19 protein-coding genes are annotated in these 23,426 nt (G+C 69.0%); 15 read left to right on the top strand and 4 right to left on the bottom strand.

Annotated features, from left to right (window positions below; genetic code table 11):
• The first annotated feature begins 69 nt into the window (after positions 1 to 69).
• The 6 genes from ACFXKA_RS20415 (at position 70) to ACFXKA_RS20390 (ending at position 8,142) form a co-directional block, all read left to right on the top strand.
• Positions 70 to 1,029: a bifunctional riboflavin kinase/FAD synthetase gene (locus ACFXKA_RS20415; protein WP_379428413.1), complete on the top strand. Its 960-nt coding sequence runs from the start codon at positions 70 to 72 to the stop codon at positions 1,027 to 1,029.
• A gap of 130 nt (positions 1,030 to 1,159) precedes the next feature.
• Positions 1,160 to 1,429, top strand: a complete 270-nt coding sequence (rpsO, locus tag ACFXKA_RS20410; RefSeq protein WP_040859570.1) for a 30S ribosomal protein S15 — start codon at positions 1,160 to 1,162, stop codon at positions 1,427 to 1,429.
• Between the two features lie 419 nt (positions 1,430 to 1,848).
• Positions 1,849 to 4,110, top strand: a complete 2,262-nt coding sequence (locus ACFXKA_RS20405) for a polyribonucleotide nucleotidyltransferase (RefSeq protein ID WP_354839254.1) — start codon at positions 1,849 to 1,851, stop codon at positions 4,108 to 4,110.
• Between the two features lie 85 nt (positions 4,111 to 4,195).
• A complete protein-coding gene (locus ACFXKA_RS20400; RefSeq protein WP_379428444.1) occupies positions 4,196 to 5,536 on the top strand; it encodes a M16 family metallopeptidase in 1,341 nt (446 codons plus the stop codon).
• Positions 5,537 to 5,620: 84 nt separating this feature from the next.
• Complete coding sequence (locus tag ACFXKA_RS20395; RefSeq protein ID WP_379428412.1) at positions 5,621 to 7,369, top strand: protein kinase; 1,749 nt, start codon at positions 5,621 to 5,623, stop codon at positions 7,367 to 7,369.
• Between the two features lie 89 nt (positions 7,370 to 7,458).
• Positions 7,459 to 8,142, top strand: coding sequence for a pyridoxamine 5'-phosphate oxidase family protein (locus tag ACFXKA_RS20390; RefSeq protein ID WP_379428411.1), 684 nt, complete (start codon positions 7,459 to 7,461; stop codon positions 8,140 to 8,142).
• A 138-nt stretch (positions 8,143 to 8,280) separates the two neighbouring features.
• On the opposite strand, the gene ACFXKA_RS20385 is transcribed toward ACFXKA_RS20390, so the two are convergent.
• Complete coding sequence (locus ACFXKA_RS20385; protein WP_379428410.1) at positions 8,281 to 8,643, bottom strand: ArsR/SmtB family transcription factor; 363 nt, start codon at positions 8,641 to 8,643, stop codon at positions 8,281 to 8,283.
• Between the two features lie 93 nt (positions 8,644 to 8,736).
• Between ACFXKA_RS20385 and ACFXKA_RS20380 the strand changes: the two genes are divergently transcribed.
• From ACFXKA_RS20380 to ACFXKA_RS20370, 3 genes are all read left to right on the top strand, one after another.
• Entirely contained in the window at positions 8,737 to 9,981 is a 1,245-nt protein-coding gene (locus tag ACFXKA_RS20380; RefSeq protein ID WP_379428409.1) for an MFS transporter, read from the top strand.
• A 257-nt stretch (positions 9,982 to 10,238) separates the two neighbouring features.
• A complete protein-coding gene (locus tag ACFXKA_RS20375; RefSeq protein WP_379428408.1) occupies positions 10,239 to 11,675 on the top strand; it encodes a pentapeptide repeat-containing protein in 1,437 nt (478 codons plus the stop codon).
• Positions 11,676 to 11,763: 88 nt separating this feature from the next.
• Positions 11,764 to 12,513: a hypothetical protein gene (locus ACFXKA_RS20370; RefSeq protein WP_379428407.1), complete on the top strand. Its 750-nt coding sequence runs from the start codon at positions 11,764 to 11,766 to the stop codon at positions 12,511 to 12,513.
• A gap of 6 nt (positions 12,514 to 12,519) precedes the next feature.
• Here ACFXKA_RS20370 and ACFXKA_RS20365 read toward each other — a convergent pair whose 3' ends face one another.
• Complete coding sequence (locus ACFXKA_RS20365) at positions 12,520 to 13,176, bottom strand: class I SAM-dependent methyltransferase (RefSeq protein WP_379428406.1); 657 nt, start codon at positions 13,174 to 13,176, stop codon at positions 12,520 to 12,522.
• 75 nt (positions 13,177 to 13,251) lie between these two features.
• Here ACFXKA_RS20365 and ACFXKA_RS20360 point away from each other — a divergent pair, with 75 nt between their 5' ends.
• Entirely contained in the window at positions 13,252 to 14,367 is a 1,116-nt protein-coding gene (locus ACFXKA_RS20360) for an alcohol dehydrogenase catalytic domain-containing protein (RefSeq protein WP_379428405.1), read from the top strand.
• 23 nt (positions 14,368 to 14,390) lie between these two features.
• On the opposite strand, the gene ACFXKA_RS20355 is transcribed toward ACFXKA_RS20360, so the two are convergent.
• Complete coding sequence (locus ACFXKA_RS20355; protein WP_379428404.1) at positions 14,391 to 17,630, bottom strand: protein kinase; 3,240 nt, start codon at positions 17,628 to 17,630, stop codon at positions 14,391 to 14,393.
• Between the two features lie 154 nt (positions 17,631 to 17,784).
• Here ACFXKA_RS20355 and ACFXKA_RS20350 point away from each other — a divergent pair, with 154 nt between their 5' ends.
• From ACFXKA_RS20350 to ACFXKA_RS20330, 5 genes are all read left to right on the top strand, one after another.
• Complete coding sequence (locus ACFXKA_RS20350) at positions 17,785 to 19,251, top strand: ArnT family glycosyltransferase (protein ID WP_379428403.1); 1,467 nt, start codon at positions 17,785 to 17,787, stop codon at positions 19,249 to 19,251.
• 288 nt (positions 19,252 to 19,539) lie between these two features.
• Positions 19,540 to 19,932 carry a hypothetical protein gene (locus tag ACFXKA_RS20345; RefSeq protein ID WP_379428402.1) on the top strand — a complete coding sequence of 131 codons (393 nt, stop codon included), beginning with the start codon at positions 19,540 to 19,542 and terminating at the stop codon, positions 19,930 to 19,932.
• Between the two features lie 309 nt (positions 19,933 to 20,241).
• Positions 20,242 to 20,997: a 4-hydroxy-tetrahydrodipicolinate reductase gene (gene dapB / locus ACFXKA_RS20340; RefSeq protein WP_379428401.1), complete on the top strand. Its 756-nt coding sequence runs from the start codon at positions 20,242 to 20,244 to the stop codon at positions 20,995 to 20,997.
• Complete coding sequence (locus ACFXKA_RS20335; protein WP_379428400.1) at positions 20,994 to 21,500, top strand: hypothetical protein; 507 nt, start codon at positions 20,994 to 20,996, stop codon at positions 21,498 to 21,500. Before dapB ends, ACFXKA_RS20335 begins: the two co-directional genes overlap by 4 nt.
• Positions 21,501 to 21,555: 55 nt before the next feature.
• Positions 21,556 to 22,203 carry a hypothetical protein gene (locus ACFXKA_RS20330; protein WP_379428399.1) on the top strand — a complete coding sequence of 216 codons (648 nt, stop codon included), beginning with the start codon at positions 21,556 to 21,558 and terminating at the stop codon, positions 22,201 to 22,203.
• Positions 22,204 to 22,463: 260 nt separating this feature from the next.
• On the opposite strand, the gene puuE is transcribed toward ACFXKA_RS20330, so the two are convergent.
• A complete protein-coding gene (gene puuE / locus ACFXKA_RS20325) occupies positions 22,464 to 23,381 on the bottom strand; it encodes an allantoinase PuuE (protein ID WP_354839286.1) in 918 nt (305 codons plus the stop codon).
• Between the last annotated feature and the right edge of the window lie 45 nt (positions 23,382 to 23,426).

Here is a 23,426-nt window from a genome sequence, read left to right as displayed (position 1 = left end):
CATGCTTCCGGCCGTGAAGATCCGCACCGCCGAATATTGTCTGTGACGCGCTTTGCGTAGGCTTCCCGTGTGCAGAGATGGCGAAGTCTCGAGGAGATGCCCGCGGACTGGGGCCGGTGTGTCCTCACCATCGGGGTGTTCGACGGCGTGCATCGCGGTCACGCCCAGCTCATCAGCCGTGCGGTGAAATCCGCTGCGGTGCGGGGCGTTCCGTCGGTGCTCATGACGTTCGACCCGCACCCGGTCGACGTGGTGCGGCCCGGTGCGCATCCGGCGCAGCTGTCCACCCTGGACCGGCGCGCGGAACTGGTCGAGGAACTCGGCATCGACGTGTTCGTGGTGATGCCCTTCACCCGTGACTTCATGAAGCTCACCCCCGAGGAGTACGTCGAGGAGCTGCTCGTCGACCGGCTGCACGTGGTCGAGGTCGTGGTGGGCGACAACTTCACCTTCGGCAAGCAGGCCGCCGGCACCGTCGACACCATGCGCGAGCTCGGCAGCCGCTACGGCTTCGACGTCGACGGCGTGCAGCTGCTCGGTGAGCACGCCGTCACCTTCTCCTCCACCTACATTCGCGGCTGCCTGGCCGAGGGCAATGTGGGCGCGGCCGCCGAGGCGCTGGGCCGCCCGCATCGCGTCGAGGGCGTGGTCGTGCACGGCGACGGCCGCGGCAAGGGCCTGGGTTTCCCGACCGCCAATGTGGCCCCGACCATGCACGCCGCCATCCCCGCCGACGGGGTGTACGCGGGCTGGTTCACCGTCCTCGAACCCGGCGACCCGCTGGCCGGCGAGCGCCACATGGCCGCCATCTCGGTCGGCACCAATCCGACCTTCGACGGCCGCAACCGCACCGTCGAGCCCCATGTCCTCGACTTCGACGCCGACCTCTACGGCAAGCACGTGGCCGTGGACTTCGTCGAGCAGCTGCGCGGCATGCGGAAGTTCGGGTCCATCGAGGAGCTGGTCGAGGCCATCGACAAGGACGTCGACCAGGCCCGCAAGGTTCTCGACGACGAGACCGGCGAGTAGGGCCCCCGGGGCCGATTTCCGCTACCACGGGCGCTCCGGTAAGCTGTCCCGTCGGGTTTGCTGTGGTCCGCGGCGGCGCCCAACCGGATTCGTCCGGTCCTTCGAGCGCGGACTGAAACAAGGAGTATCTGTGGCTCTCACCACTGAGCAGAAGTCGGCGATCCTCGCCGAGTACGGCGTGCACGAGAAGGACACCGGTTCCCCGGAGGCGCAGATCGCGCTGCTGTCCAAGCGGATCGCCGACATCACCGAGCACCTCAAGAAGCACAAGCACGACCACCACACCCGCCACGGCCTGATGGCGCTGATCGGTCGTCGCAAGCGGCTCTCGAAGTACCTGCAGGACAAGGACATCGAGCGTTACCGTTCGCTGATCGAGCGTCTCGGCCTGCGTCGCTGACCCACGCCGCGGACCCTCGGCGCGGCGAGGTGACACACCTCGCCGGCAGAGGCAGTTGACGAACCGGCCAACGAGGAGGCATAGAATCTCCTCGTTGGCTTTTCGTATATGCGGCCGTGTATCCCCACGAGGGGGAGGATCGGCCGGGTATACGCCAACACGAGCCGTATGCACCCGTCGCGTGGCGTCGGTCTTCGGTAGTGGCTTTTCGGGGCGCGAAGTGAGATGAACCATGCGCGCCCGGAGGGCTTCGATCGATGACCGCCTCCGCGTCGCCGTATCCAAGGGGATAGGGCCGGGTGTGCGCGCTGTGGCCAGGAGGGCTGCCGCGCGCCCATGCCGGGTACGGCTCATGAGCCGGGTCGCACGTGATCGATGCGTGCTGGACCCGGCGAAGACGAGAGGTTGAGATAACAAAGATGTCCGACACCCAGACCAGTTCCGCCGCCGAGGTCGAGCCCGGCGTTTTCGAGTCCGTCGCCCTGATCGACAACGGCAGCTACGGCACTCGCACCATTCGTTTCGAGACCGGCCGCCTGGCCAAGCAGGCCGCCGGTTCCGTCGTCGCCTACCTCGACGACGAGACCATGCTGCTGTCGGCCACCACGGCCTCCAAGCAGCCCAAGGATCAGTTCGACTTCTTCCCGCTGACGGTGGACGTCGAGGAGCGCATGTACGCCGCGGGCCGTATCCCCGGCTCGTTCTTCCGTCGTGAGGGACGCCCCTCGACCGACGCCATCCTGACCTGCCGCCTGATCGACCGGCCGCTGCGTCCGTCCTTCGTCGACGGCCTGCGCAACGAGATCCAGGTCGTCGTCACCGTCATGTCGCTGGATCCGAAGGATCTGTACGACGTGGTCGCGATCAACGCCGCCTCGGCGTCCACCCAGATCGCGGGCCTGCCGTTCTCCGGCCCGGTCGGCGGCGTGCGCGTCGCGCTGATCGAGGGCCAGTGGGTCGCCTTCCCGACCGTGGAGCAGCTCGAGGGCGCCGTGTTCGACATGGTCGTCGCGGGCCGCGTGGTCGACGGTGACGTCGCCATCATGATGGTCGAGGCCGAGGCCACCGACAATGTGCTCGCCCTGATCGCCGACGGCGCTTCCGCGCCGACGGAAACCGTTGTGGCCGAGGGCCTCGAGGCCGCGAAGCCGTTCATCGCCCGCCTGTGCAAGGCGCAGTCGGACCTGGCCGCCCTGGCGGCCAAGCCGACCGAAGAGTTCCCGATCTTCCTGCCGTACCAGCCCGACGCCTACGAGGCCGTCGAGGGCACCGCCAAGCGCGAGCTGAACGAGGCGCTGTCCATCGCGGGCAAGCAGGAGCGCGAGGAGAAGATCGACGAGATCAAGCTCTCCGTGCTCTCCGAGCTGGCCGAGTCCTTCGAGGGCCGTGAGAAGGAACTGGGCGCCGCTTTCCGCTCGGTCACCAAGAAGCTTGTGCGCCAGCGCATCCTGACCGACAGCTTCCGCATCGACGGCCGCGGCCTGGCCGACATCCGCGCGCTGTCCGCCGAGGTCGCCGTGGTGCCGCGCGCCCACGGTTCGGCGCTGTTCGAGCGTGGCGAGACCCAGATCCTGGGTGTCACCACCCTGGACATGGTGAAGATGGCGCAGCAGGTCGACTCGCTCGGCCCGGAGACCTCCAAGCGCTACATGCACCACTACAACTTCCCGCCGTTCTCCACCGGTGAGACCGGTCGCGTGGGCTCGCCCAAGCGCCGCGAGATCGGCCACGGCGCGCTCGCCGAGCGCGCGCTGGTGCCGGTGCTGCCGTCGCAGGAGGAGTTCCCCTACGCCATCCGTCAGGTGTCGGAGGCGCTGGGCTCCAACGGTTCCACCTCGATGGGTTCGGTCTGCGCCTCGACCCTGTCGCTGCTGAACGCCGGTGTGCCGCTGAAGGCCCCGGTCGCCGGTATCGCCATGGGCCTGGTGTCGGACACCGTGAAGAACGACAAGGGTGAGGACGAGGTCCGCTACGTGGCCCTCACCGACATCCTGGGCGCCGAGGATGCCTTCGGCGACATGGACTTCAAGGTGGCCGGTACCCGCGAGTTCGTCACCGCCCTGCAGCTGGACACCAAGCTCGACGGCATCCCGTCGAAGGTGCTGGCCGGTGCGCTGAACCAGGCCAAGGACGCGCGCCACACCATCCTGGACGTGATGGCCGAGGCCATCGCCACCCCGGACGAGATGAGCCCCTACGCTCCGCGCGTCACCGCCATCAAGATCCCGGTGGACAAGATCGGCGAGGTGATCGGACCCAAGGGCAAGGTCATCAACCAGATCACCGAGGACACCGGCGCCAACATCTCCATCGAGGACGACGGCACCGTGTTCGTCGGCGCGACCGACGGCCCGTCGGCGCAGGCCGCGATCGACGCGATCAACGCCATCGCCAACCCGCAGCTGCCGAAGGTCGGCGAGCGCTTCCTGGGCACGGTCGTCAAGACCACTGCCTTCGGCGCGTTCGTCTCGCTGCTGCCGGGCCGCGACGGTCTGGTCCACATCTCGAAGCTGGGCAACGGCAAGCGCGTCGCCAAGGTCGAGGACGTGGTCAATGTGGGCGACAAGATCCGCGTGGAGATCGCCGACATCGACAACCGCGGCAAGATCTCGCTGGTGCCGATCGACGAGGATTCGGACAACTCCGAAGCCTCTGCTGCGGCCGACGCGAACGCAGAGTAATTATTTCTCTGTGACGAAGAAGCAGTCCGCGGTGCGCGCGGGTTCCGCGCGCGCCGCGACAGACACGGCCCCCTTGCTCCGGAATCTGGAGCAGGGGGGCTCTTCACTGGTGGTTGCCCAGAATCAAGCGCCCGCAACGGATGTCGGCGTGCGCCGCACCGTGCTGCCCGGCGGTCTACGGGTGGTCACCGAGCATGTGCCCGGCGTGCGCTCGGCCTCGATCGGCGTGTGGGTCGGGGTCGGCTCGCGCGACGAGGGCCCGACCGTGGCCGGCGCCGCGCACTTCCTCGAGCATCTGCTGTTCAAGGCCACACCCTCGCGCTCGGCGCTGGATATCGCGCAGGCCATGGACGCGGTCGGCGGTGAGCTGAACGCCTTCACCGCCAAGGAGCAGACCTGCTACTACGCGCACGTGCTGGACGAGGATCTGCCGCTGGCGGTGGACCTGGTCACCGACGTGGTGATGAACGGGCTGTGCCGCGCCGAGGACGTGTCGGTGGAACGGCAGGTCGTGCTGGAGGAGATCTCCATGCGCGACGACGATCCCGAGGACATCGTCGGCGACACCTTCCTCAGCGCGCTGTTCGGTGATCATCCGATCGGCCGCCCGGTGATCGGCAGTGTCGAGACCATCGAGGCCATGCAGGCCCAGCAGTTGCGCTCGTTCCACCAGCGCCGCTACCGGCCCGACCGCATGGTGGTGGCGGTGGCCGGCAATATCGAGCACGAGCACACCGTCGAACTGGTGTACCGCGCCTTCGGGAATCGGCTCGAATCCGGGCTCGAACCGGCTCCACGGCGCGAGGGCCGATTCCGGCCGCGCGGCAATCCGGAGCTGCTGCGCGTCCAGCGCGACAGCGAGCAGGCGCATCTGGTGTTCGGCACCCGCGCTTTCGGCCGGCACGAGGGCGAGAAGCGCTGGCCGCTGTCGGTGCTCAACACGGTGCTGGGCGGCGGGCTGAGTTCGCGTCTGTTCCAGCGCATTCGGGAGGAGCGCGGCCTGGCGTACTCGGTGTACTCCAGCGTCGACACCTTCGCCGACACCGGCGCGTTCTCGGTCTACCTCGGCTGCCAGCCCGAAAACCTGGGCCGCGTAGCGAGTTTGGCGCGCGGGGTGCTCGAGGAGGTGGCCGCCGACGGCATCACCGACGCCGAATGCGCCCGCGCCAAGGGTTCGCTGCGGGGCGGTCTGGTGCTGGGGCTGGAGGATTCCGGTTCGCGCATGAACCGCATCGGCCGCTCGGAACTCAGCTACGGCAACCACCGCAGCGTGTCCGAAACCCTCGCTCGCATAGACGAAGTCACCACCGACGAGGTCTCCCGAATCGCGGCCGCCCTGCTCGCCCGCCCCTTCGGCGTCGCGGTGGCCGGACCCTACCGCCGCACCCGCGACCTGCCCGCCGCCGTACGTCATCTCGTGGACTGAGATCGCTACTCGGCAGTAGTCCCGCCTGGCCGGTGAGGTATGTCCGTTTGTGGCTATGATCACCTCGCCGGAATGGGAGGGGTTGTGCTTTCTCCAGGTGAGAACTTCGCCGGGTACGTGATCGAGCGAGAGCTGGGGCGCGGCGGCATGGGGGCCGTGTACCTGGCCCGGCATCCGCGGCTGCCCCGGTGGATCGCACTGAAGGTACTGAACTCGGAGTACCACGGCGACACCGCGACTCACACCCGCTTCGAACGCGAGGCCGACCTCGCCGCGCGGCTCAATCACCCCGGCGTGGTCACGGTGTACGACCGGGGTGTCGAGCACGGGCGGCTGTGGATCGCCATGCAGTACGTCGACGGCACCGAGGCCGAGGCGGTGACCGATATGTCGCCCGAGCGGGCGGTGGAGATCGTCACCGCCACCGGCGACGCCCTGGACTACGCGCACCGGGTGGGGGTGCTGCACCGAGACGTGAAGCCCGCCAATATCCTGCTGGCCCGCGAGACCCGGGAACAGCAAGCGGGGGTGCTGCTCACCGACTTCGGGATCGCGCGGCTGCAGGAGGACACCGGGCGTCTCACCGGTTCCGGCTCGGTGATGGCGACGCTGGCCTACGCCGCACCGGAGCAGCTGCAGAATCACCCGGTCGACCACCGGTCGGACCAATACTCGTTGGCCTGCACGCTGTTTCGGCTGCTGACCGGGGTGCCGTTGTTCCCGGCCGCCGATCTCGGGGCCATCGTCAAATCGCACCTGTACGACAGGCCGCCGTCGGTCGCGAGCCTGCGGCCCGGGCTGCCCGCGACACTGGATCCGGTGCTGGCCCGGGCGCTGGCGAAGAATCCGGAAGAGCGATACCCGTCGTGTTCGGAGTTCGCGGCGGCGGCGCAGCGGGCACTGGCTGGCGGGGCCGCGTCGGGCGCGCGGCCGGAACACGCCCCGGAAACGCCTGTACGGCCGGCGAATTCACCTGCCGCCCGCCGGGGCACCAGAGGCACGGGTCCGCGCTCGGCACCGGTGGCCACGTCGGCCCGGCGACGTCTGGCGCAGTCGGATACCGGAGCGCGGCGGATGCCGCAGTCGGATACCGGGGCACAGCGGCGGGCGTCACAGACCCCGGTGGCCCTGCGTTCGGGACGGCTGACCGATATCCCGGATCTGTTCGAGCCGCCCACCGGCCGGCATCTGAAAGCGCCACCGGCGGAGGCGACTTCGCGGCGATCGGGGCGCCGATGGCCGGTCGGGGTGCGGACGGTGGTGCTGCTCGGCACCTGCCTGACGGCCGCGCTGGGACTGGCGGTCTTCCTGTTCACGCCGTTGGGCAAGTCGGAGAAGCCGAAGGAGCCCGTCGCCGAGATCGGCGAGATCAGTGCGCAATTCCCGGGACTGGTTCCCCGGACGCCCGAGCTCGGTGCGGGTTATCGCGCCGCGAGTTGCCGGGTGGTGGATCACGACACCAAGGATTTCCTGCCGCCGTGGGCCTTCGAAGGGTGGTCGGCGGCCTGGGACTGCCAGTATTCGGCCGACCACGATGTCCGTGAGTACGTCCTGTTCGCCTACGGTTCGGGCGCCGCGGCCCGCGCGGTGGCGAATCGAATCCGCCCGGCGGGCAGTACTTTCGAGAACCTCTCCTTCAAGGAGTACTGCGGCGCAAAGCAATACACCAATCTGCGCTTCGATTCCGTTCCGGACGTGCCCTCCACCGCCTTCGCCACCACCTTCTTCGACGATCCCGCGCGGGAGAAGTTCCTGCTGTACACCCGGGGCAATCCGGCCACGCCGAGCGGTGTGGTCGACTGGTGGAAGTCCCTGCCGCTCACCCGATCCTGATCGATGGCGACGAGCGCCACACCGCGCGAGGCTCGGACCAGCTGGAACGTACTGATAGGTTCGATAACGGGACAGCGGAAGGACGCGTCATGTCGAATCGGTACGCGCGGATCGCCTTCTCGGCAGCGGCGCGGGAACGTCAGAAGATCGCGGGGAGCTACCGGGACTACGGCGCCCAGCTCGAGAGCGGGCGCGACGAGCCGCAACCGCTCGAGCTGCGTGAGATGGGATTCATCCGCGCGGCCGACTCCTTCTTCCTCGGCACCGCCACCCCGGACGGCTGGCCGTACATCCAGCATCGCGGCGGCCCCAAGGGTTTCGTCCAGGTCCTCGACGAGCGCACCCTCGCCTTCGCCGACCTGTCGGGCAACCGCCAGTACGTCACCGTGGGCAACCTCACCGAGAACGACCGCGTCGCCCTGTTCTTCATCGACTACCCGGTGCGCGAGCGGCTGAAGGTCTACGGCCGCGCCCGCATGGTCGAGCGCACCGAGAATCCCGAGCTGGTCGACCGGGTGTCGGGGGCATACACCGGCGCGATCCAGAAGATCGCCGAGCGGGCGATCGTCATCACCGTCGAGGCCTGCAACTGGAACTGCGTCAAATACATCCGCCCCCGCTTCACCAAGGAACGCCTCGACGAGGCCATCGCCCTGGAACGCCGCTACGCCGCCGCCGAGCAACAGCGGCTGACCACGGAGCTCGAGGACCTGCGCCGCGAAAACGAGTCGCTGCGAGCGCAATTGGCCGCCGCCCGGGTCGCCGCGGGATGATGGGGCGCGGGCGATATCGTTGTGCCGGTCAGCGGTGACCCGGCCCGGCGTGGTCCGAGGCGGCGTGCTGATCGGCCCGGAATGCCGCGAGATCAACTGTCGGCGCGTCGCCTGACGCGGCGACGAACTGTTCTCGGGTCACGAATCGCTCTCCCGCGCGGCCGGGGTGTCCGCGTCGGCCGGAGTGTCATCGCGTTCACGATTCACGGCCGTCAGTACCGCGGCGAGCAGGCCGGGGAGGGCGGTGTCCAGGTCGGCGGAGCGCAGGCGCAGGTGGGTGTTGCCGTCGATGGTGACGCGGGCGGTGACGCCGGCCTCGCGCAGGATCTTGAAGTGGTGGGCGGCCGTCGATTTGCTGATGCCGTCGTAGGTCAGGCTGCAGCGCAGCGGGGTGCCGGCATTGGCCAGGCGCCGGACGATCTCCAGGCGGATCGGGTCCTGTAGTGCGCCGAGCACCGCGGGCAGCGGGGCCACCGCGGGCAGCGCTTCGGTGTCGGGCATGAGCTACCTCACTCGGATATCTAGTTTGATAATCGTCGAACCCCGCGTAGGGTTTGGTTCGATCACAATCAAACTTACCTGATGGAGGGTTCGATGGCATCGGCAACGGTGGTTGCGGCTCGAGCCGAACAGGGCAGCCAGACCTGGGCCTACGCGTTGGTCCTCGCGGCCAGCGGTGTGGCGCTGGGCGTTTCGGGCGCACCGGCCCCGCTGTACGGGATCTATCAGCAGAGCTGGCATTTCTCCCCGCTCACCACGACCTTCGTCTTCGCCGCCTACGCGGTGGCGGCGCTGGGCGCGGTGCTGGTGTCGGGGCGGATCTCGGACGTGGTGGGCCGCAAGCCGGTCCTGCTGGGTGCGTTCGCGCTCATGATCGTGGGTCTGGTCGTGTTCCTGCTCGCCGACAATGTGGCCATGCTGCTGCTGGCCCGGGCGGTGCACGGGGCCGCGGTCGGCGCGACCGTGGTGGCGGGCGCGGCGGCGCTGCTGGATCTGCGGCCGCAGCAGGGCGCGCGGTCCGGGCAGCTGTCCGGGGTGGCCTTCAATGTCGGTATGGCCGTGGCGATTCTGGGTTCGGCGGTGCTGGCCCAGTACGCGCCGCATCCGCTGCGCACGCCGTATGTGGTGATCACGCTGGTGTGCGTGCTCATCGCGGCGGGTGTGCTGGCGCTGCGGGAGCCGCACGGAGCGCGGCAGAAGCAGCGCATCACCATTGCCAAACCGGCTGTGCCGCAGGAGATCCGCGGTGACTTCTGGTTCTCGGCGCTGGGCGTGATGGCGGCCTGGTCGGTGCTGGGCGTGCTGCTGTCGCTGTATCCGTCGCTGGCCTCGGCCAAGACGGGCATCCACAATCTGGTCTTCGGCGGCGCGGTGGTGGCTTCGACGGCGACCGCGGGTGCGATCGCGCAGGCCATCGCGGGCGGGATTCCGGCCCGGCGCGCGGCCATCGCCGGCGATATCGGCATGGCGATCGCGCTGGTGATCACGATTCCGGCGCTGAACACCCACAACTGGGCGCTGGTGCTGCTGGCCGGTTTCGCCCTCGGCGGCACCTTCGGGCTCGGCTTCGGCGGATCGCTGCGGCACCTGTCCAACGTTGTCCCGCAGCACAAGCGGGGCGAGACCATGTCCGCCTACTACCTGCTGGCCTACTCGGCCATGGCGGTGCCGACCGTGGTGGCGGGCTGGGCGGCCACCACCTGGGGGCTGAGCACGGTGTTCCCGTGGTTCGTGGTCGTGGTGGCGCTGGCGTGCCTGGGTGCCGCCGGTATCGGGCTGCGCCGCAATGCGGAGGCCGCGGAGGTGGAGGAGCCCGTGGAGGCGGCGACAGCCGCCTGATTGCCCGAATGGCCTTGTCTGCGTCCGCCCGGTGACCCTGTATCGCCGGGCGGACGCCGTATTCGGCACCAGGCGGATACGGCGCTGCTGCCGGTCGGAGGCGGTGCCGCCGCCGCGCCGACTCGGTGCCGCTGCCGCGCAGGCACACCGCATTCTCGGTGAAACGGTTTGGCGCGTCGCGATTTTCGGGTGCGCGAAGTCGCGGTTGAATTGTCGCATCCGATGCGTGAGCGGGCCGGGGTCGCTATTCTTCGGCTATGCGGCGGTGGAGGTTCGGTGGGGTGGTGAGCCGGACGGTACACCGGTCGGGTCTGATGGTGTCGGCGGTGGTGGCCGTGCTCGGCGGGCTCGCCGTCGCGGGCGTCACCTGGTGGGTGTTGTGGCATTTCCTGGGCGCGCGGGCCGAGACGCCGAATCAGCTGGATCTGAGCAAGATTTCGCTCGCCGTGACGGCGGGTGTCTTCGGAGCGGTCGCCCTGGTGGTCGCCTACCGGCGGCAGCGTGATGCCGAGCGCGGGCGCTTCGCCGAAGTCTTCGGCGCCGCGGCCCGTCAGCTGGGGGATCCCGATGTGGCGGTGCGCATCGCCGGGGTCTACGCCATGGCCGGGGTGGCCGACGAATTCTCCGCCCGCTGGCGGCGGCAGCAGTGCGTGGATGTGCTGTGCGGGTACCTGCGGCTGCCGTATCAACCGGAGGAGGGGGCCAGCCACCTGGTCTCCAAGTCGCAGCGCATCCAGGATCACGGCACGGCCGTGGAACGGGTATACACCTATCGCCAGAACGATCGGCAGGTCCGCGACACCATCGTGCGGGTGATCGCCGAGCATCTGCGGCCCGCTGCCGAAACACCATGGTGTGGTTGTGATTTCGACTTCTCCGACGCCGTGTTCGAGGACGCCGACTTCCGGCACGCCATCTTCGCGGGCCGCAACACCCGCTTCGCCAACGCCATGTTCCTCAGCGGCCGCACCGTGTCCTTCGAGCAGACGCGGTTCCTGGGTGAGCGGGTCACCTTCCGCGGGGCCGTCTTCCGCAGTATGGCCGTCTTCGACCGAGCGGTCTTCGCGCCCACCGAGGTCGACCGGACCGACCGCGAGAAGGCCGGAGCCACCTTCACCGAGGCCACTTTCGGTGGCGGCGTGAGTTTCGAGGGCGCGCAATTCCGCGGCGCGCGAACGGCATTCGACCACGTCACCTTCGCGGGCGAGCCCGCCGTCTTCGCCCGGGCCGGTTTCGGCGCGGCCCTGACCACCTTCGAACGCGCCGTGTTCGACGGCGACCGGGTCAGCTTCACCGGTGCCGAATTCACCGGCGCGCGGGTTACTTTCGCCGGTTCCCGCTTCTGCTCCGAGTCCTGTTCCTTCGACGGCACGCGGCTGGGCGCGCAGGTGCGGTGGCGCACCGGCCGCACCCAGGAGGTGTCCTTCGCCCGGGCCGAGTACCACGGGAAGGTCTCCTTCACCGACGCCGTGTTCGCGGGGCGGTCGGTGATCTTCGCGGGGGGCGACTTCTTCGGCGACATCTCCTTCCGCCGCGTCTCCTTCGACGCCCGCGTCATCACCTTCGAACAGCCCCGGGCGTGGGTCGGCGTCCACTTCGACTGGGACGCCAGCCCTGCCACCAAACCGGCCAATATCACCCCGACGCCCTGGCCGCCCGCGCTCGCCGAGTCCACCCCCGAACTCGCCTCCTGAGCCCGTCACGGGCTGTTCGCCGGTTTTGCCCGAAGCTCACCGGTGGGATAGCTTGCAGACGAGTTGAGTTGAGACAGGGGATTGTGTGGTGGGGAGCCACGGCGTCGGTTGGGTTGCCGGGGTGGCGGTGCTGCTGCTCTGCCTCGCGGCGATGGTCGCGAGCCGGGCGCGGCGGACACCGCATCGGGCGAGCCGCGGGACGCGCGCGGTGGCAGCGGGCTCGGCCCTGGTCGGCTGGGTGCTGGTGTTCGGCGCGATGACCGCCATGATCTCACCGCTGCCCCGGGACACCGTCGCGGGCAAAGCGATTGCCGCGCCACCGGAGCTCGTGCAGGCCGGGCTGCCGACCACCTCCGCCAAACCCCACGCCCCCGATCCGATGGCCGCGCTGAAGGCGGGGGACTGCGTCGAGGTGCCCATCCAGCAGGCCAAAGACGCCACCGGCGCACCGAGTTGGAAGGCCGGCTCGCCGGAGCCGTCGGACTGCAACTCGGTGGACGCGAACTACCGGGTGCTGCAGAACGGCCCGGACCCCTGCTCGGGCCCGCTGTACACGCTGGAATCCGCACCCAAGGACAAGACCGGCAAGGCCCGCTACCACCTGTGCCTGACCTTCGACTGGCGGACCGGGGTCTGCTACGACACCGCCGATATGGATGTCCCGTCCAAGGTCGCCTGCGGGACTCCGGGTGACCACATCGTGCAGGCGACCGCGGTGCTCGAGGGCGCCACCTCGGGTGCGGGCTGTCCGCGCGACGGCCGTGGCGCGGTCTGGGTGGTCTGGAACAAACTCGAGCTCACCGTGTGCTTCCGCGGCGGCGACGACCCGGGCAAGTGACCGCGATTACCGTCCGCGCCGTCCGACGGTGATGATGTCGGGGATCAGCCACGACGGCAGCGGCCGGGCGATCTTGCGCTGATCGACGACCTCGAATCCGGCGTCCTGCAGCAGTTTCCGGGTTTCGCGCGGTGAGGGCGCGTGGGCCGGGAAGCGTGGGCTGCGGGTGAGCCGCTGAATGGGCCGGGAGGTCGGGCCGGAGGGATGCATGGTCGCGATGGCGACGAGCCCGCCGGGGGCCAGCACCCGATGGAATTCGCGCAGCGCGACCGGGTGATCGAAGAAGTGGAAGGCGCTGGTGCTCACGACCGCGTCCAGTTCGCCCGCGGCGAAGGGCAGATGCTCGGCGGCGGCCTGCCGCCACTGCACGGCGGCGGAGCGGGCGCGGGCCTGGGCCAGCATGCCCGGCGAGGCATCCACGCCGTGGACGGCCTCGGGGCGCAGTTCGCGCTGGATGCGGGCGGTGAGAATGCCGGTGCCGCAGCCGATGTCGGCGATGCGGCGCGATCCGGCGGTGCGGAGTTCGGCGAGGACCTGATCCTGCGGCGGTCGGTAGACGACCTGCTGCAGGGCGGCGGTGTCGTAGACGCGGGCGAGGTTGCCGAAGAACTGCGTCACCACATGATTGCAGGCTCGATTGCCGGTGGTCAGCGATGTGCTCATGGATGCTCCTGTCCGGCCTCCATGGAAGCAGATTTCGCACTGTCTGGGAAGGTGCGATGGAGTAGCGTCGGGCGCATGAGGATTCGTGGTGCCGTCCTGGAACGCATCGGGGCCCAGACGCCCTTCGCCGACTCGAAGCCGATCACCATCAGCGAGCTGGAACTGGGCGAACCCGGACCCGGCGAACTGCTCGTCAAGATCGAGGCGGCCGGGCTGTGCCACTCGGATCTGTCCGTGGTCGACGGCAACCGGGTGCGGCCGGTGCCGATGCTGCTGGGCCACGAGGCATCCGGCCGCATCGAGGCGGTCGGCCCCGGCGAGAGCGACCTGCGCGTCGGCCAGCGGGTCGTCATGACCTTCCTGCCCCGCTGCGGCGAGTGCGCCGGCTGCGCCACCGACGGCCGCACCCCCTGCGAACCCGGCAGCCTCGCCAACAACGCGGGCGAATTGCTCTCCGGTGGAAGGCGATTGCTGCGTGACGGCGCGGAAGTCCATCACCACCTGGGTGTTTCGGCCTTCGCCACGCATGCCATCGTGGACCGTCGCTCGGTGGTCCCGGTCGACGACGATGTCCCACCCGAGGTGGCCGCCGTCCTCGGCTGCGCCGTCCTCACCGGCGGTGGCGCCCTGCTGAATTCGGCCAAACCCGGTCCAGCGGACCGCATCATGGTCGTCGGCCTCGGCGGCGTCGGCATGGCCGCGGTGCTCGTGGCCGCGGCGCTACGGGCCGGCACCGACCGCGAGGTCATCGCCGTCGACACCGTCGCCGACAAACTGAAGACCGCCCTGGAACTCGGTGCCACCGCCGCCTACACCCCCCAGGAAATCGCTGCCGACAACATCCAGGCCGAGGCGGTCATCGAAGCCGCAGGCAATATCCGAGCCTTCGAAACCGCCGTAGCCGCAACAGCACCCGGCGGCGTCACCGTCACCGTAGGCCTTCCCGCCCCCGACGCCCGCGCCTCCATCTCCCCCCTCGCCCTGGTAGCCCAGGGCCGCGCCATCATCGGCAGCTACCTCGGCTCCGCTGTCCCCGCCCGCGACATCCCCGAGTTCGTCCGCATGTGGCGCGCGGGCAACCTCCCCGTCGAACGCCTCGTCTCCTCCCACATCCGCCTCGAAGACATCAACCAAGCCATGGACGAACTGGCCGCCGGCCACGCCCTCCGCCAGCTGATCCTCTTCGACTGACCCGCCCGATCCCGCGGCGCAGTTCAGAGTTCGGCCTGCTCGGCGGCCCATGCCGCAATCTGCGCGCGCGAGGTGAACCCCAGTTTGGTCAGGATATGTTCCACGTGTGCGTTGGCGGTGCGTGGTGAAATCACCAGCCGGGCCGCGATCGCCCGGTTGGTCAGCCCTTCCGCAACGAGATCGGCGACCTGGCGCTCACGCTTGGTCAGCGTTCCTCCGGAACGGAGGGGCGGTGCGGCCGCTTCGGCTTGCTCGCCGAGCGCGAAACCCGCTGCGGCGTCGAAACCCATTGCGGCGCCTTCCTGATGGGCCGCCTCGAAGGCGCGCGCGCCGAGCATCTCGCGACTGCGGCTGGCGAATTCCTCGTGGTAGACGAGCATATTGGGCAACATCGAGATGGAGCTGCCACCGATGCGGCTCAGCGTATCGGCGGCGCCCAGCAGGGTAGCGGCGCGGCGGGCATCGCGCTGCTCGGTCGCGATCCAAGCCAGCGCCTCGAGACAGATGGTGGCGACGACCGGATCGGACACCAGCCGGGCCGCTCGAATTCCCTCCTGCAACAGCGAGGTGGCGCGATCGGGCTCACCCGTTCGCCACACGGCGAATCCCATTGCCCACAGCACCCACGACCGATACACCGTCTCACCGGCGGATTCGGTGATCGCGAGCGCCTTCTCGAGGCCCGCGAGAGCCCGCGGGATGTCGCCCTGTTGCGCGTAAACCCAGCCGAGCGAAATCTGGGCGTCCAGCTGCGATTTGAGGTCACCGGATGCCTCGTAGATGTCGATGGCGTCGGCCAGCAGGGCGGTACCCGCATCAGCCGGATTGTCAGCTCCGCCCGTCAGGAAATAGTTTCCCTTGGCGTGGGCGAGCAGGGCCGCGACCAGTGGGTCCGCCGTCTGCTCGGCCAGGGCCTCGAGCCGCGCCACGTGCTCGGCGGCGGCCGGTAGGTCACCCTGCAGGACGGCCATCGTGGCGGCACCGCAGCGAGCCTTGGCCCGACCCAGCGGCTGTGCGTCGGTCGATTGGGCCAGCGCGCGCTCGTACCAGCGACGTCCCTCACCGAGCCGCCCACGCAAGGTCCAGAACGTGTACAGGGCGGTGACGATCCGCAACGCGGTGTCGCCCGGCTCGGACAGGCTGAATTCCAGTGCTTTTCGCAGATTCGGCAGCTCCCGCTCCAACCGGGCAATCCACTGCAGCTGGTGCGGACCGATCCATTCCGCTTCCACCTGGAGTGCCAGTCGTTCGCACCAATCCCGATGCCGCCGAACGTATTCCGGGTACTTCCCGCTGTCCTCGGCCTGCTCCCGGCCGTATTCCTGAACGGTCTCGAGCATCCGGAAGCGGACCGTGCCCTCGGTTTCCTCGCGGATCAGGATCGACTTGTCCACCAGCGCGGACAAGGTGTCGAGCAACTGCGTCTCGGTCAGGTCGGTGCCGCACACCTGCTCGACCGCATCGAGCTCGAAAGTGCCTGCGAACACCGACAGCTGGTCCCACAACCGCTGCTCGGCCGGTGTGCACAGGTCATAGCTCCAGCCGATGCACCACCGCAGGGTCTGCTGCCGCATCGGGGCACCACGACTCCCGCGAGTCAACAGCGCATAGCGATCGTCGAGCCGGGACAGGATCTGCTCGGGCGACATCGTGCGCAGCCGGGCCGCGGCCAGCTCGATCGCCAACGGCAGCCCGTCCAGTCGAGTGCAGATCCCGGCCACGCTGAGCACGGAGTCATCGGTGACCTCGAAGCCCGGCACGGCCGCGGCGGCCCGCTCGGCGAACAATGTCACCGCGTCGTGGCGGGTCACCGTGCGCAGCCCGGGTTTGCTCCCCATATCGGGAATCCCCAAGGGCGGCACCACGAACACCGATTCCCCGCCGACGCCGAGTGCCTCGCGGCTGGTCGCGAGAACCCGCACGTCCGGGCAGCTCCGGAGCAGCGACTCGGTCAGCGCCGCGGCCGCTTCGATCACGTGCTCGCAGTTGTCCAGTACCAGCAGCAGATTGCGCTCGGACAAGAACTCCAGAAGCACCTCGATCGTCGGCCGGGCACTCTGGTTTCGCAGACCGAGGGCGGTGGCCACGACATCGACCAACAGTGTTTCATCGTGCAGATCACCCAACTCGACCAATTGCGCACCGGCGGTGAAATTTCGCTGCACCTTGTCGGCGACGTGCAGCGCGAGCCGTGACTTACCGATCCCGCCCATACCGGTCAGCGTCACCAGACGTGACCCCGCCAGCAGGTTCTTGATTTCGGTCAGCTGGATCCGCCGGTCGACAAAGCTGCTCAGCTCGATCGGCAGATTCCCGGTACGACTCCCGGCCGCGGGCACCGGCGTGACAACCGAGGCGGGCTCGGCTGCTGGCTCGGGCGGCAGCGTCATCGCATCGACCCGGAAACCGTGATCGCGCTCCACCTGGCGCAGTTGCTCGCCCAACTCCGCGGCGGTGGGGCGGCTGCGTGGTTCGCGGGACATGGCCGCCGCGATCACCGCGGAGACGTCGTCGGGAATTCCCTGCTCACGCAGATCCGGTACCGGTTGCTGGGTGATCCGCAGAAACTGCGCCACGACCTCCTCGCCGCTGCGGCGTTCGAAGGCCGCATGCCCGGTCAGCGCACAGAACAGCGTGGCGCCCAGCCCGTACACATCCGAGGCCCGGCTCGGGGCGTCACCACCGAGGACCTCCGGCGCGGTGAACGCCGGCGACCCGGTGATCGTGCCGGTCGCGGTTTCGAATCCACCGGTGATGTGGGCGATCCCGAAATCGGTCAAGGCGGGCTCACCGTAGTCGGTGAGCAGGATGTTTCCCGGCTTGATATCGCGGTGCAACACTCCGGCCCGATGCGCGGTTTCCAGCGCCCCGGCGAGCTTCACCCCCAGGTGCAGCACCTGCTCCAGCGACAACGGACCATCGCGGCGCAGGCGCGCATCCAGCGACCCACGAGCGTGATAGGGCATGACCAGGTACGGATGACCACCGGCGGTCTCCCCGACCTCGAGCATGTCGACGATGTTCGGGTGCCCGGTCAGCCGTCCCATCGCACGTTGCTCGCGAAAGAAACGCTCCCGATTCTCGTCCAGCTCCCCGGTCAGCACCTTCACCGCGACCGTGCGACCCGCAGCCGGCTGGCTACAGCGGAACACCTCCCCGAAACCGCCCCGCCCGATCTCCTCGGCCTCCTCGAAACCCGCAGCACGCAACTCCGTGACGACATCGACATCACGCTGCGTCATGAACAGATCTCTCTCGACCATCGGCCACTCGTGATCTCCCCACCGGGCACCAGCCACAATATCCCGACTGGTCCGTTCGCCGCACGCCGTTCGCGCTGGTCTGCGGCCGATGCTCACCGGAAGCTCCCGGCGGGCTCACAGGGTTCGTTGGAGTCCGGGGCGCTGAATGGTCAGCGTGACCACATCACTCCAGGACAACCCGCCAGTGGTTCCGCCGCCGCCCGCGGCGGCTGCACAGGAGGCCGGACGGTTCCGCGGTAAGACCGCCGAACGTGCCGGTCTGGCCGCGCTCCTCGTCGCGACGGCGGTGATGTATCTGTGGAACATCACCATCAATGGGATGGGCAATCAGTTCTACGCCGGGGCCGCGTGGGCCGGGTCGAAGAACTGGGAAGCGCTCCTGTTCGGTTCACTGGATCCCGCGAACTTCATCACCGTCGACAAGCCGCCGGTGTCGCAGTGGGTGATGGGGCTGTCGGGGCAGATCTTCGGATTCTCCAGTGCCGTCATGCTGATTCCGCAAGCCCTGATGGCGGTGGCCGCGGTGGGGCTGCTGCACGGCGCGGTGCGGCGGCTGACGGGTAGCCATTACACCGGCCTGCTCGCCGGTGCCGCGCTGGCGTTGACGCCGGTCGCGGCGTTGATGTTCCGGTTCAACAACCCGGACGCGGTCATGGTGCTGCTCATGATGGCCGGTGCGTACGCCACGGTTCGCGCTCTCGAACGCGCCTCGACCAAGTGGATTCTGCTGGCCGGTGTGGCGCTGGGGTTCGCGTTCCTGGCGAAGATGCTCGAGGGCCTGTTGGTGCTGCCCGCACTGGGGCTGGTCTATCTCATCGCCGCGCCGAATCCGATCCGCGCCCGCCTCGTGCAGCTGATCGGGGCGCTCGTCGCGCTGGTGGTGTCGAGCGGATGGTACGTGCTGGTCACGCTGCTGTGGCCGGCGTCGAGCCACCCGTATCTGGCCGGCTCGACCGACAACAACTTCATGAATCTGGTGCTGGGCTACAACGGCTTCGCCCGCGTGCTCGGCCGCAACCACCGTGGTGCTCCGGGCGGCGGCGCGCCGCACGACCCGACCACCGCCGCACCCGGCCTGACCACTGCGGCACCCGATCCGGCCGCCGCGGCGGAGACGGCCGCGCAGGCCGGTCCGGGCGGGCACGGCGGCGGTGGATTCGGCGGCTTCGGCGGGCAGGTCCGCGGTGTGGGACGCCTGTTCACCGGTGAATTCGGCTTCGAGATCGGCTGGCTGCTGCCGGCCGCACTGCTGGCCATGGTGCTGGTGCTGGTCTCGCGGGGCCGGGCGCCGCGCACCGACCTGGTGCGGGCGGCCGCGATCCTGTTCGGGCTGTGGATCCTCATCGACGGCGGCGTGCTCAGCTACATGAGCGGCACCGTGCACCCGTACTACTGCCTGTCGATCGCACCGGCCGTGGCCGGCATGTTCGCGGTCGGCATCCACGAGATGTGGACCAGGCGGGACACCATCCTCGGCCGCTTCGGCCTGGCCGCGCTGGTGGCGACCACCGGCGTCTGGAGTGTCGTACTGCTGCACCGCAACAGCGGCTGGTATCCCGAACTGCGCTGGGCGGTCCTGGCGCTGACCGTCGTGGCGACCGTGCTGCTCGTGCTGCCGTAGGCCCGGAACAACCGCCGTCTCGCCGCCGCGGCACTGGCGCTCGGCCTGTTCGCGAGTCTGTCCGGCGCGACCGCCTACTCGATCGCCACCATCGCCACCCCGCACAGTGGCGGCGGTCCGACGGTCGGCCCGGCGAGTGCCGCGGGCGGCCGTGGCGGCGGCTTCGGTCAGTCCCAGCCCAATCAGCAGCTGGCGGCCCTGCTGAAGACGTCCGACTCCACGTGGGCAGCCGCGATCAACGGCTCCTCCGCCGCGGCGGCCCTGGAGTTGCAGACCGGCAAGGCGGTCATGGCCGTCGGCGGCTTCTCCGGCAGCGATCCGACCCCGACCCTGGCGCAGTTCCAGGCCGATGTGAAGGCCGGCAAGATCGGCTACTACGTCGTGCAGAACAACAACGACCGTGGCGGAAACGGCAACGGCGACAACGGGAACGGCAACCGTGAGCCCGGCGCCGCCGCCGGTGGCGAGCGCGACCGGCAGCAGGGCGGCGGCCAGAACCCCGCCGATCAGCCGGCCCGCCAAGGCGCCCAGCCAGAGCAAGGCGCGCAGGGCGGCCCGGGCAACCAGGGTGGCTTCGGTCGCAACCAGCACACCGACATCACGGACTGGGTGACCGCGACCTTCACGCCCCAGCAGATCGGCAACACCACGATCTACAAGCTGACCGGCCACACCGGCTAGTCCACCGACCCGAAAGGCCGGTGCGCAATGGAATCCATTGCGCACCCGGCCTTTCTGGTGAATCCGGCACCGCTCGCCGTCGGGGTGCGCCGGTCACTGAACTTGCCCGAGCACGGTCTCGATGAAGTTCCTGGTCACTCATGAGTCACGCCGTCGCCGGCCGTCCCGCGGCCACTGCCTTGCTCGCCCTGCGCGCCGGAGCCTGTCGCGCTCCGGCCGACTCGTGACGACCGCCAGCCCTGCGTTCCGGCGCGTCGCCGACCCGATAGGCTCGACCCGTTGCTGATTGGGCGGAGTGAAGGAGACCAGGTGACCACGAACCGGATCCGGGTGGGTGTGCTCGGGGCGCGCGGCAAGGTCGGGCAGGCCATTTGTGCCGGGGTCGAGGCGGCCGCGGATCTGGAGCTGGTGGCGCAGGTCGACAAGGGCGATTCGCTGGAGGCGTTCACGGCCGCCGGAACCGAGGTCGTGGTCGACTTCACGCACCCGGATGTGGTGATGCCCAATCTGAAGTGGCTGGTGGAGAACGGGATTCACGCCGTGGTCGGCACCACCGGCTTCGATGCCGAGCGGCTGGAGCAGGTGAAGGGCTGGCTGGCGGCCAAGCCGGAGGTCGGGGTGCTGATCGCGCCGAACTTCGCCATCGGCGCCGTGCTGAGTATGCGGTTCGCCGAGCAGGCCGCGCGCTTCTTCGACTCGGTCGAGGTCATCGAGCTGCACCACCCGAACAAGGCGGACGCGCCGTCGGGCACCGCCTTCCGGACCGCCGCGCTCATTGCCGCGGCCCGGGACAAGGCGGGTGTGGGCCGCAGTCCCGATGCCACCAGTCAGGAACTGGAGGGTGCGCGCGGCGCGGATGTGGACGGCGTGCGGGTGCACTCGGTGCGGCTGGCCGGACTGGTCGCGCACCAGGAGGTGCTGTTCGGCACGCAGGGGGAGACGCTGACCATCCGCCACGACTCGCTCGACCGCACCTCCTTCGTGCCCGGTGTGCTGCTGGGTGTGCGCAAGACGCCGCTGCGCCCCGGTCTCACCGTGGGCATCGACCCGCTGCTCGACCTGTGAGCACGCCCGCCGCGAATCCCGCCGACGGCAACGGCCGTGAGGTCTTCAAGCGGGTCGGTTTCATCGCGGCCCTGGTGGTGGTGCTCGGGTTCTACTTCGTGCTGCTGGGCCGGATCGGGATCGACCTGATCGCCACCGGTAAGCCGGCCGCGGTGGGCCTGGGCATCGGCGTGTTCATCCTGCCGGTGCTGGGCGTGTGGATCGTGGCGACCAGTGTCCGCGCGGCCTTCGCGCACCAGCGCCTGGCCCGCCGCATGCACGAGGAGGGCGGCGAGCTGGATGTCTCCGATCTGCCGCGCCGCCCGTCCGGGCGCATCGAGAAGGCTGCTGCCGACGCGCTTTTCGAGCAGGTGAAGCAGGAATTCGAGGCGGACCCGCAGAATTGGCGTACCAACTACCGCGCCGCCCGCGCCTACGACTATGCCGGCGACCGCACCCGCGCACGCGAAATGATGAAGCGCGCAGTGGAATTGGAGCGCGGGGACCGGCCCGGGGCACGGTAGCCGCGATTTCGCAGGAAACCTGCCGGTAGGTTGCGACCGGGGTAAAGTCCGCCCGGTGAGGTTCAAGGTGGGTTATGCGCTGGCGATAGCCATCGCGACGATGGGGTCGCCTGCGGTGGGGTCGGCGATGGCACGCGCGGAAGACGCGCCGTCCTGCATCGAGTCGGAGAACGACTACAAACTGGAATGGCAGGTCAGCTGGTCGATCTACGAGGCCGAGCAGCAGAATCCGGCCGATGGCCGATCGGTGACCGAGGTGGATCTGCCGGTCACCATCGCCGCGCCGCTGGACAAGGTGTGGGACGTGTACACCGATGTCCGCAACGGAATCGGCCGCCACTCGTTCCTCGAGGACATCATCGTCCATCGCACCTGCGATGACGGTGACACGCAGATCGCGGATTTCACCGCGCTCGAGGACATTCCGATGGGCCCTGTCACCTTCCCCGGGCACACGCAGGCCGAGCAGCGCCTGCACCCGGACGAGCACTACTACACCGCCGACAGCTGGGACGTCCCGAACGTGACCACACACCAGCTGATCACCTTCACCGACAACGGCGACGGCACGACCACCGTCAACGAGCATCTGACCTTCGTCGCGGATGCGGCCCTGATCGACTTCACGGCCGGCAACGGGGTGGCCGCGCACCAGGCGACGCAGGAGGGCATCAAGCGCGATATCGAAAGCGGCGCGCTCTGAGGCGGTTTCGCCCGACAGCAGCGAGCGGTGATATCACCCCGGCCCGCGAATACGGCCCGGAACCTGTTGGTTCCGGGCCGTATTCGTGGTGCCGCCGATGCGTCCGGAGGTGCCCCACACCGAAGGGAGATCCGGGCACCCGTGACGGGCAGGCTCCCGGTGGAGAGTCGGTGTGCGGCTCCGGCCGCACCGGCGTTCCCGGTACCGGGGTGATCGCGCAATCACCCCGGGCCACAGTGGTTTCCGGGTTCTCCCGGGCGTCAGGACGCGGGATGCACCGTGCGCCAGTGCTCTGCGATGTCGATGCGCCGTGCCAGCCACACCTTCTCGTGTGACTGCACGTAATCCAGGAATCGTTCCAGCGCCTTGGCCCGCGCCGGCTTGCCGATGATGCGGCAGTGCAGGCCGACCGACAGCATCTTCGGCGCACCCGCCGCGCCCTCGGCGTAGAGCACGTCGAAGGCGTCCTTCAGATAGGTGAAGAACTCCTCGCCGTTGGCGAATCCGGCGGGGGAGGAGAAGCGCATGTCATTGGATTCGAGCGTGTACGGCAGCACGAGGTGATCCTGGCCGGAGACCTTCACCCAGTAGGGGAGATCGTCGGCGTAGGAATCGGAGTCGTAGACGAAGCCGCCGTGCTCCACCACCAGCTCGCGGGTCTGCGGCGAATCGCGGCCGGTGTACCAGCCCTTGGGCGCCTCACCGAAGAGCTTGGTGATGATGCGCACCGCCTCTTCCATGTGCGCGCGCTCGGTCTCGGCATCCACCAGCTGGTAGGAGATCCAGCGCAGCCCGTGCGAGCAGATGTCGTAGCCATTGCGCTTGAACGCCGCGACGGCCTCCGGATTGCGTTCCAGCGCCCGCGCCACCCCGAAGATGGTCAGCGGAATATCGCGGGATTCGAACAGCCGCAGCACCCGCCAGAGTCCGGCGCGGGAGCCGTACTCGTAGATGGTCTCCATCGACATGTGCCGGTTCGGGAACGCCGCTGCCGGAACGATATCCGAGAGGAACGTCTCCGAGGCCGCGTCGCCGTCGAGGACATTGTTCTCGCCGCCCTCCTCGTAGTTGAGGACGAAGTTGACCGCGACGTTCGCCTCCCCCGGCCACTGCGGGTGCGGCGGATTGGGGCCGTAGCCCACCATGTCCCGCGGGTAGTTCAGATCGAAATCGCTCATGGCTGCATATCCTTTCGGCGCGCTCGGGGGCCCTCCGTGGTTACG

The organism is Nocardia sp. NPDC059228 (assembly GCF_042754245.1).
In the GTDB taxonomy this organism is placed as follows: domain Bacteria; phylum Actinomycetota; class Actinomycetes; order Mycobacteriales; family Mycobacteriaceae; genus Nocardia.
The sequence above is the reverse complement of the archived record's forward strand: the minus strand, read 5'-3'. Positions and strand labels throughout refer to the sequence as shown.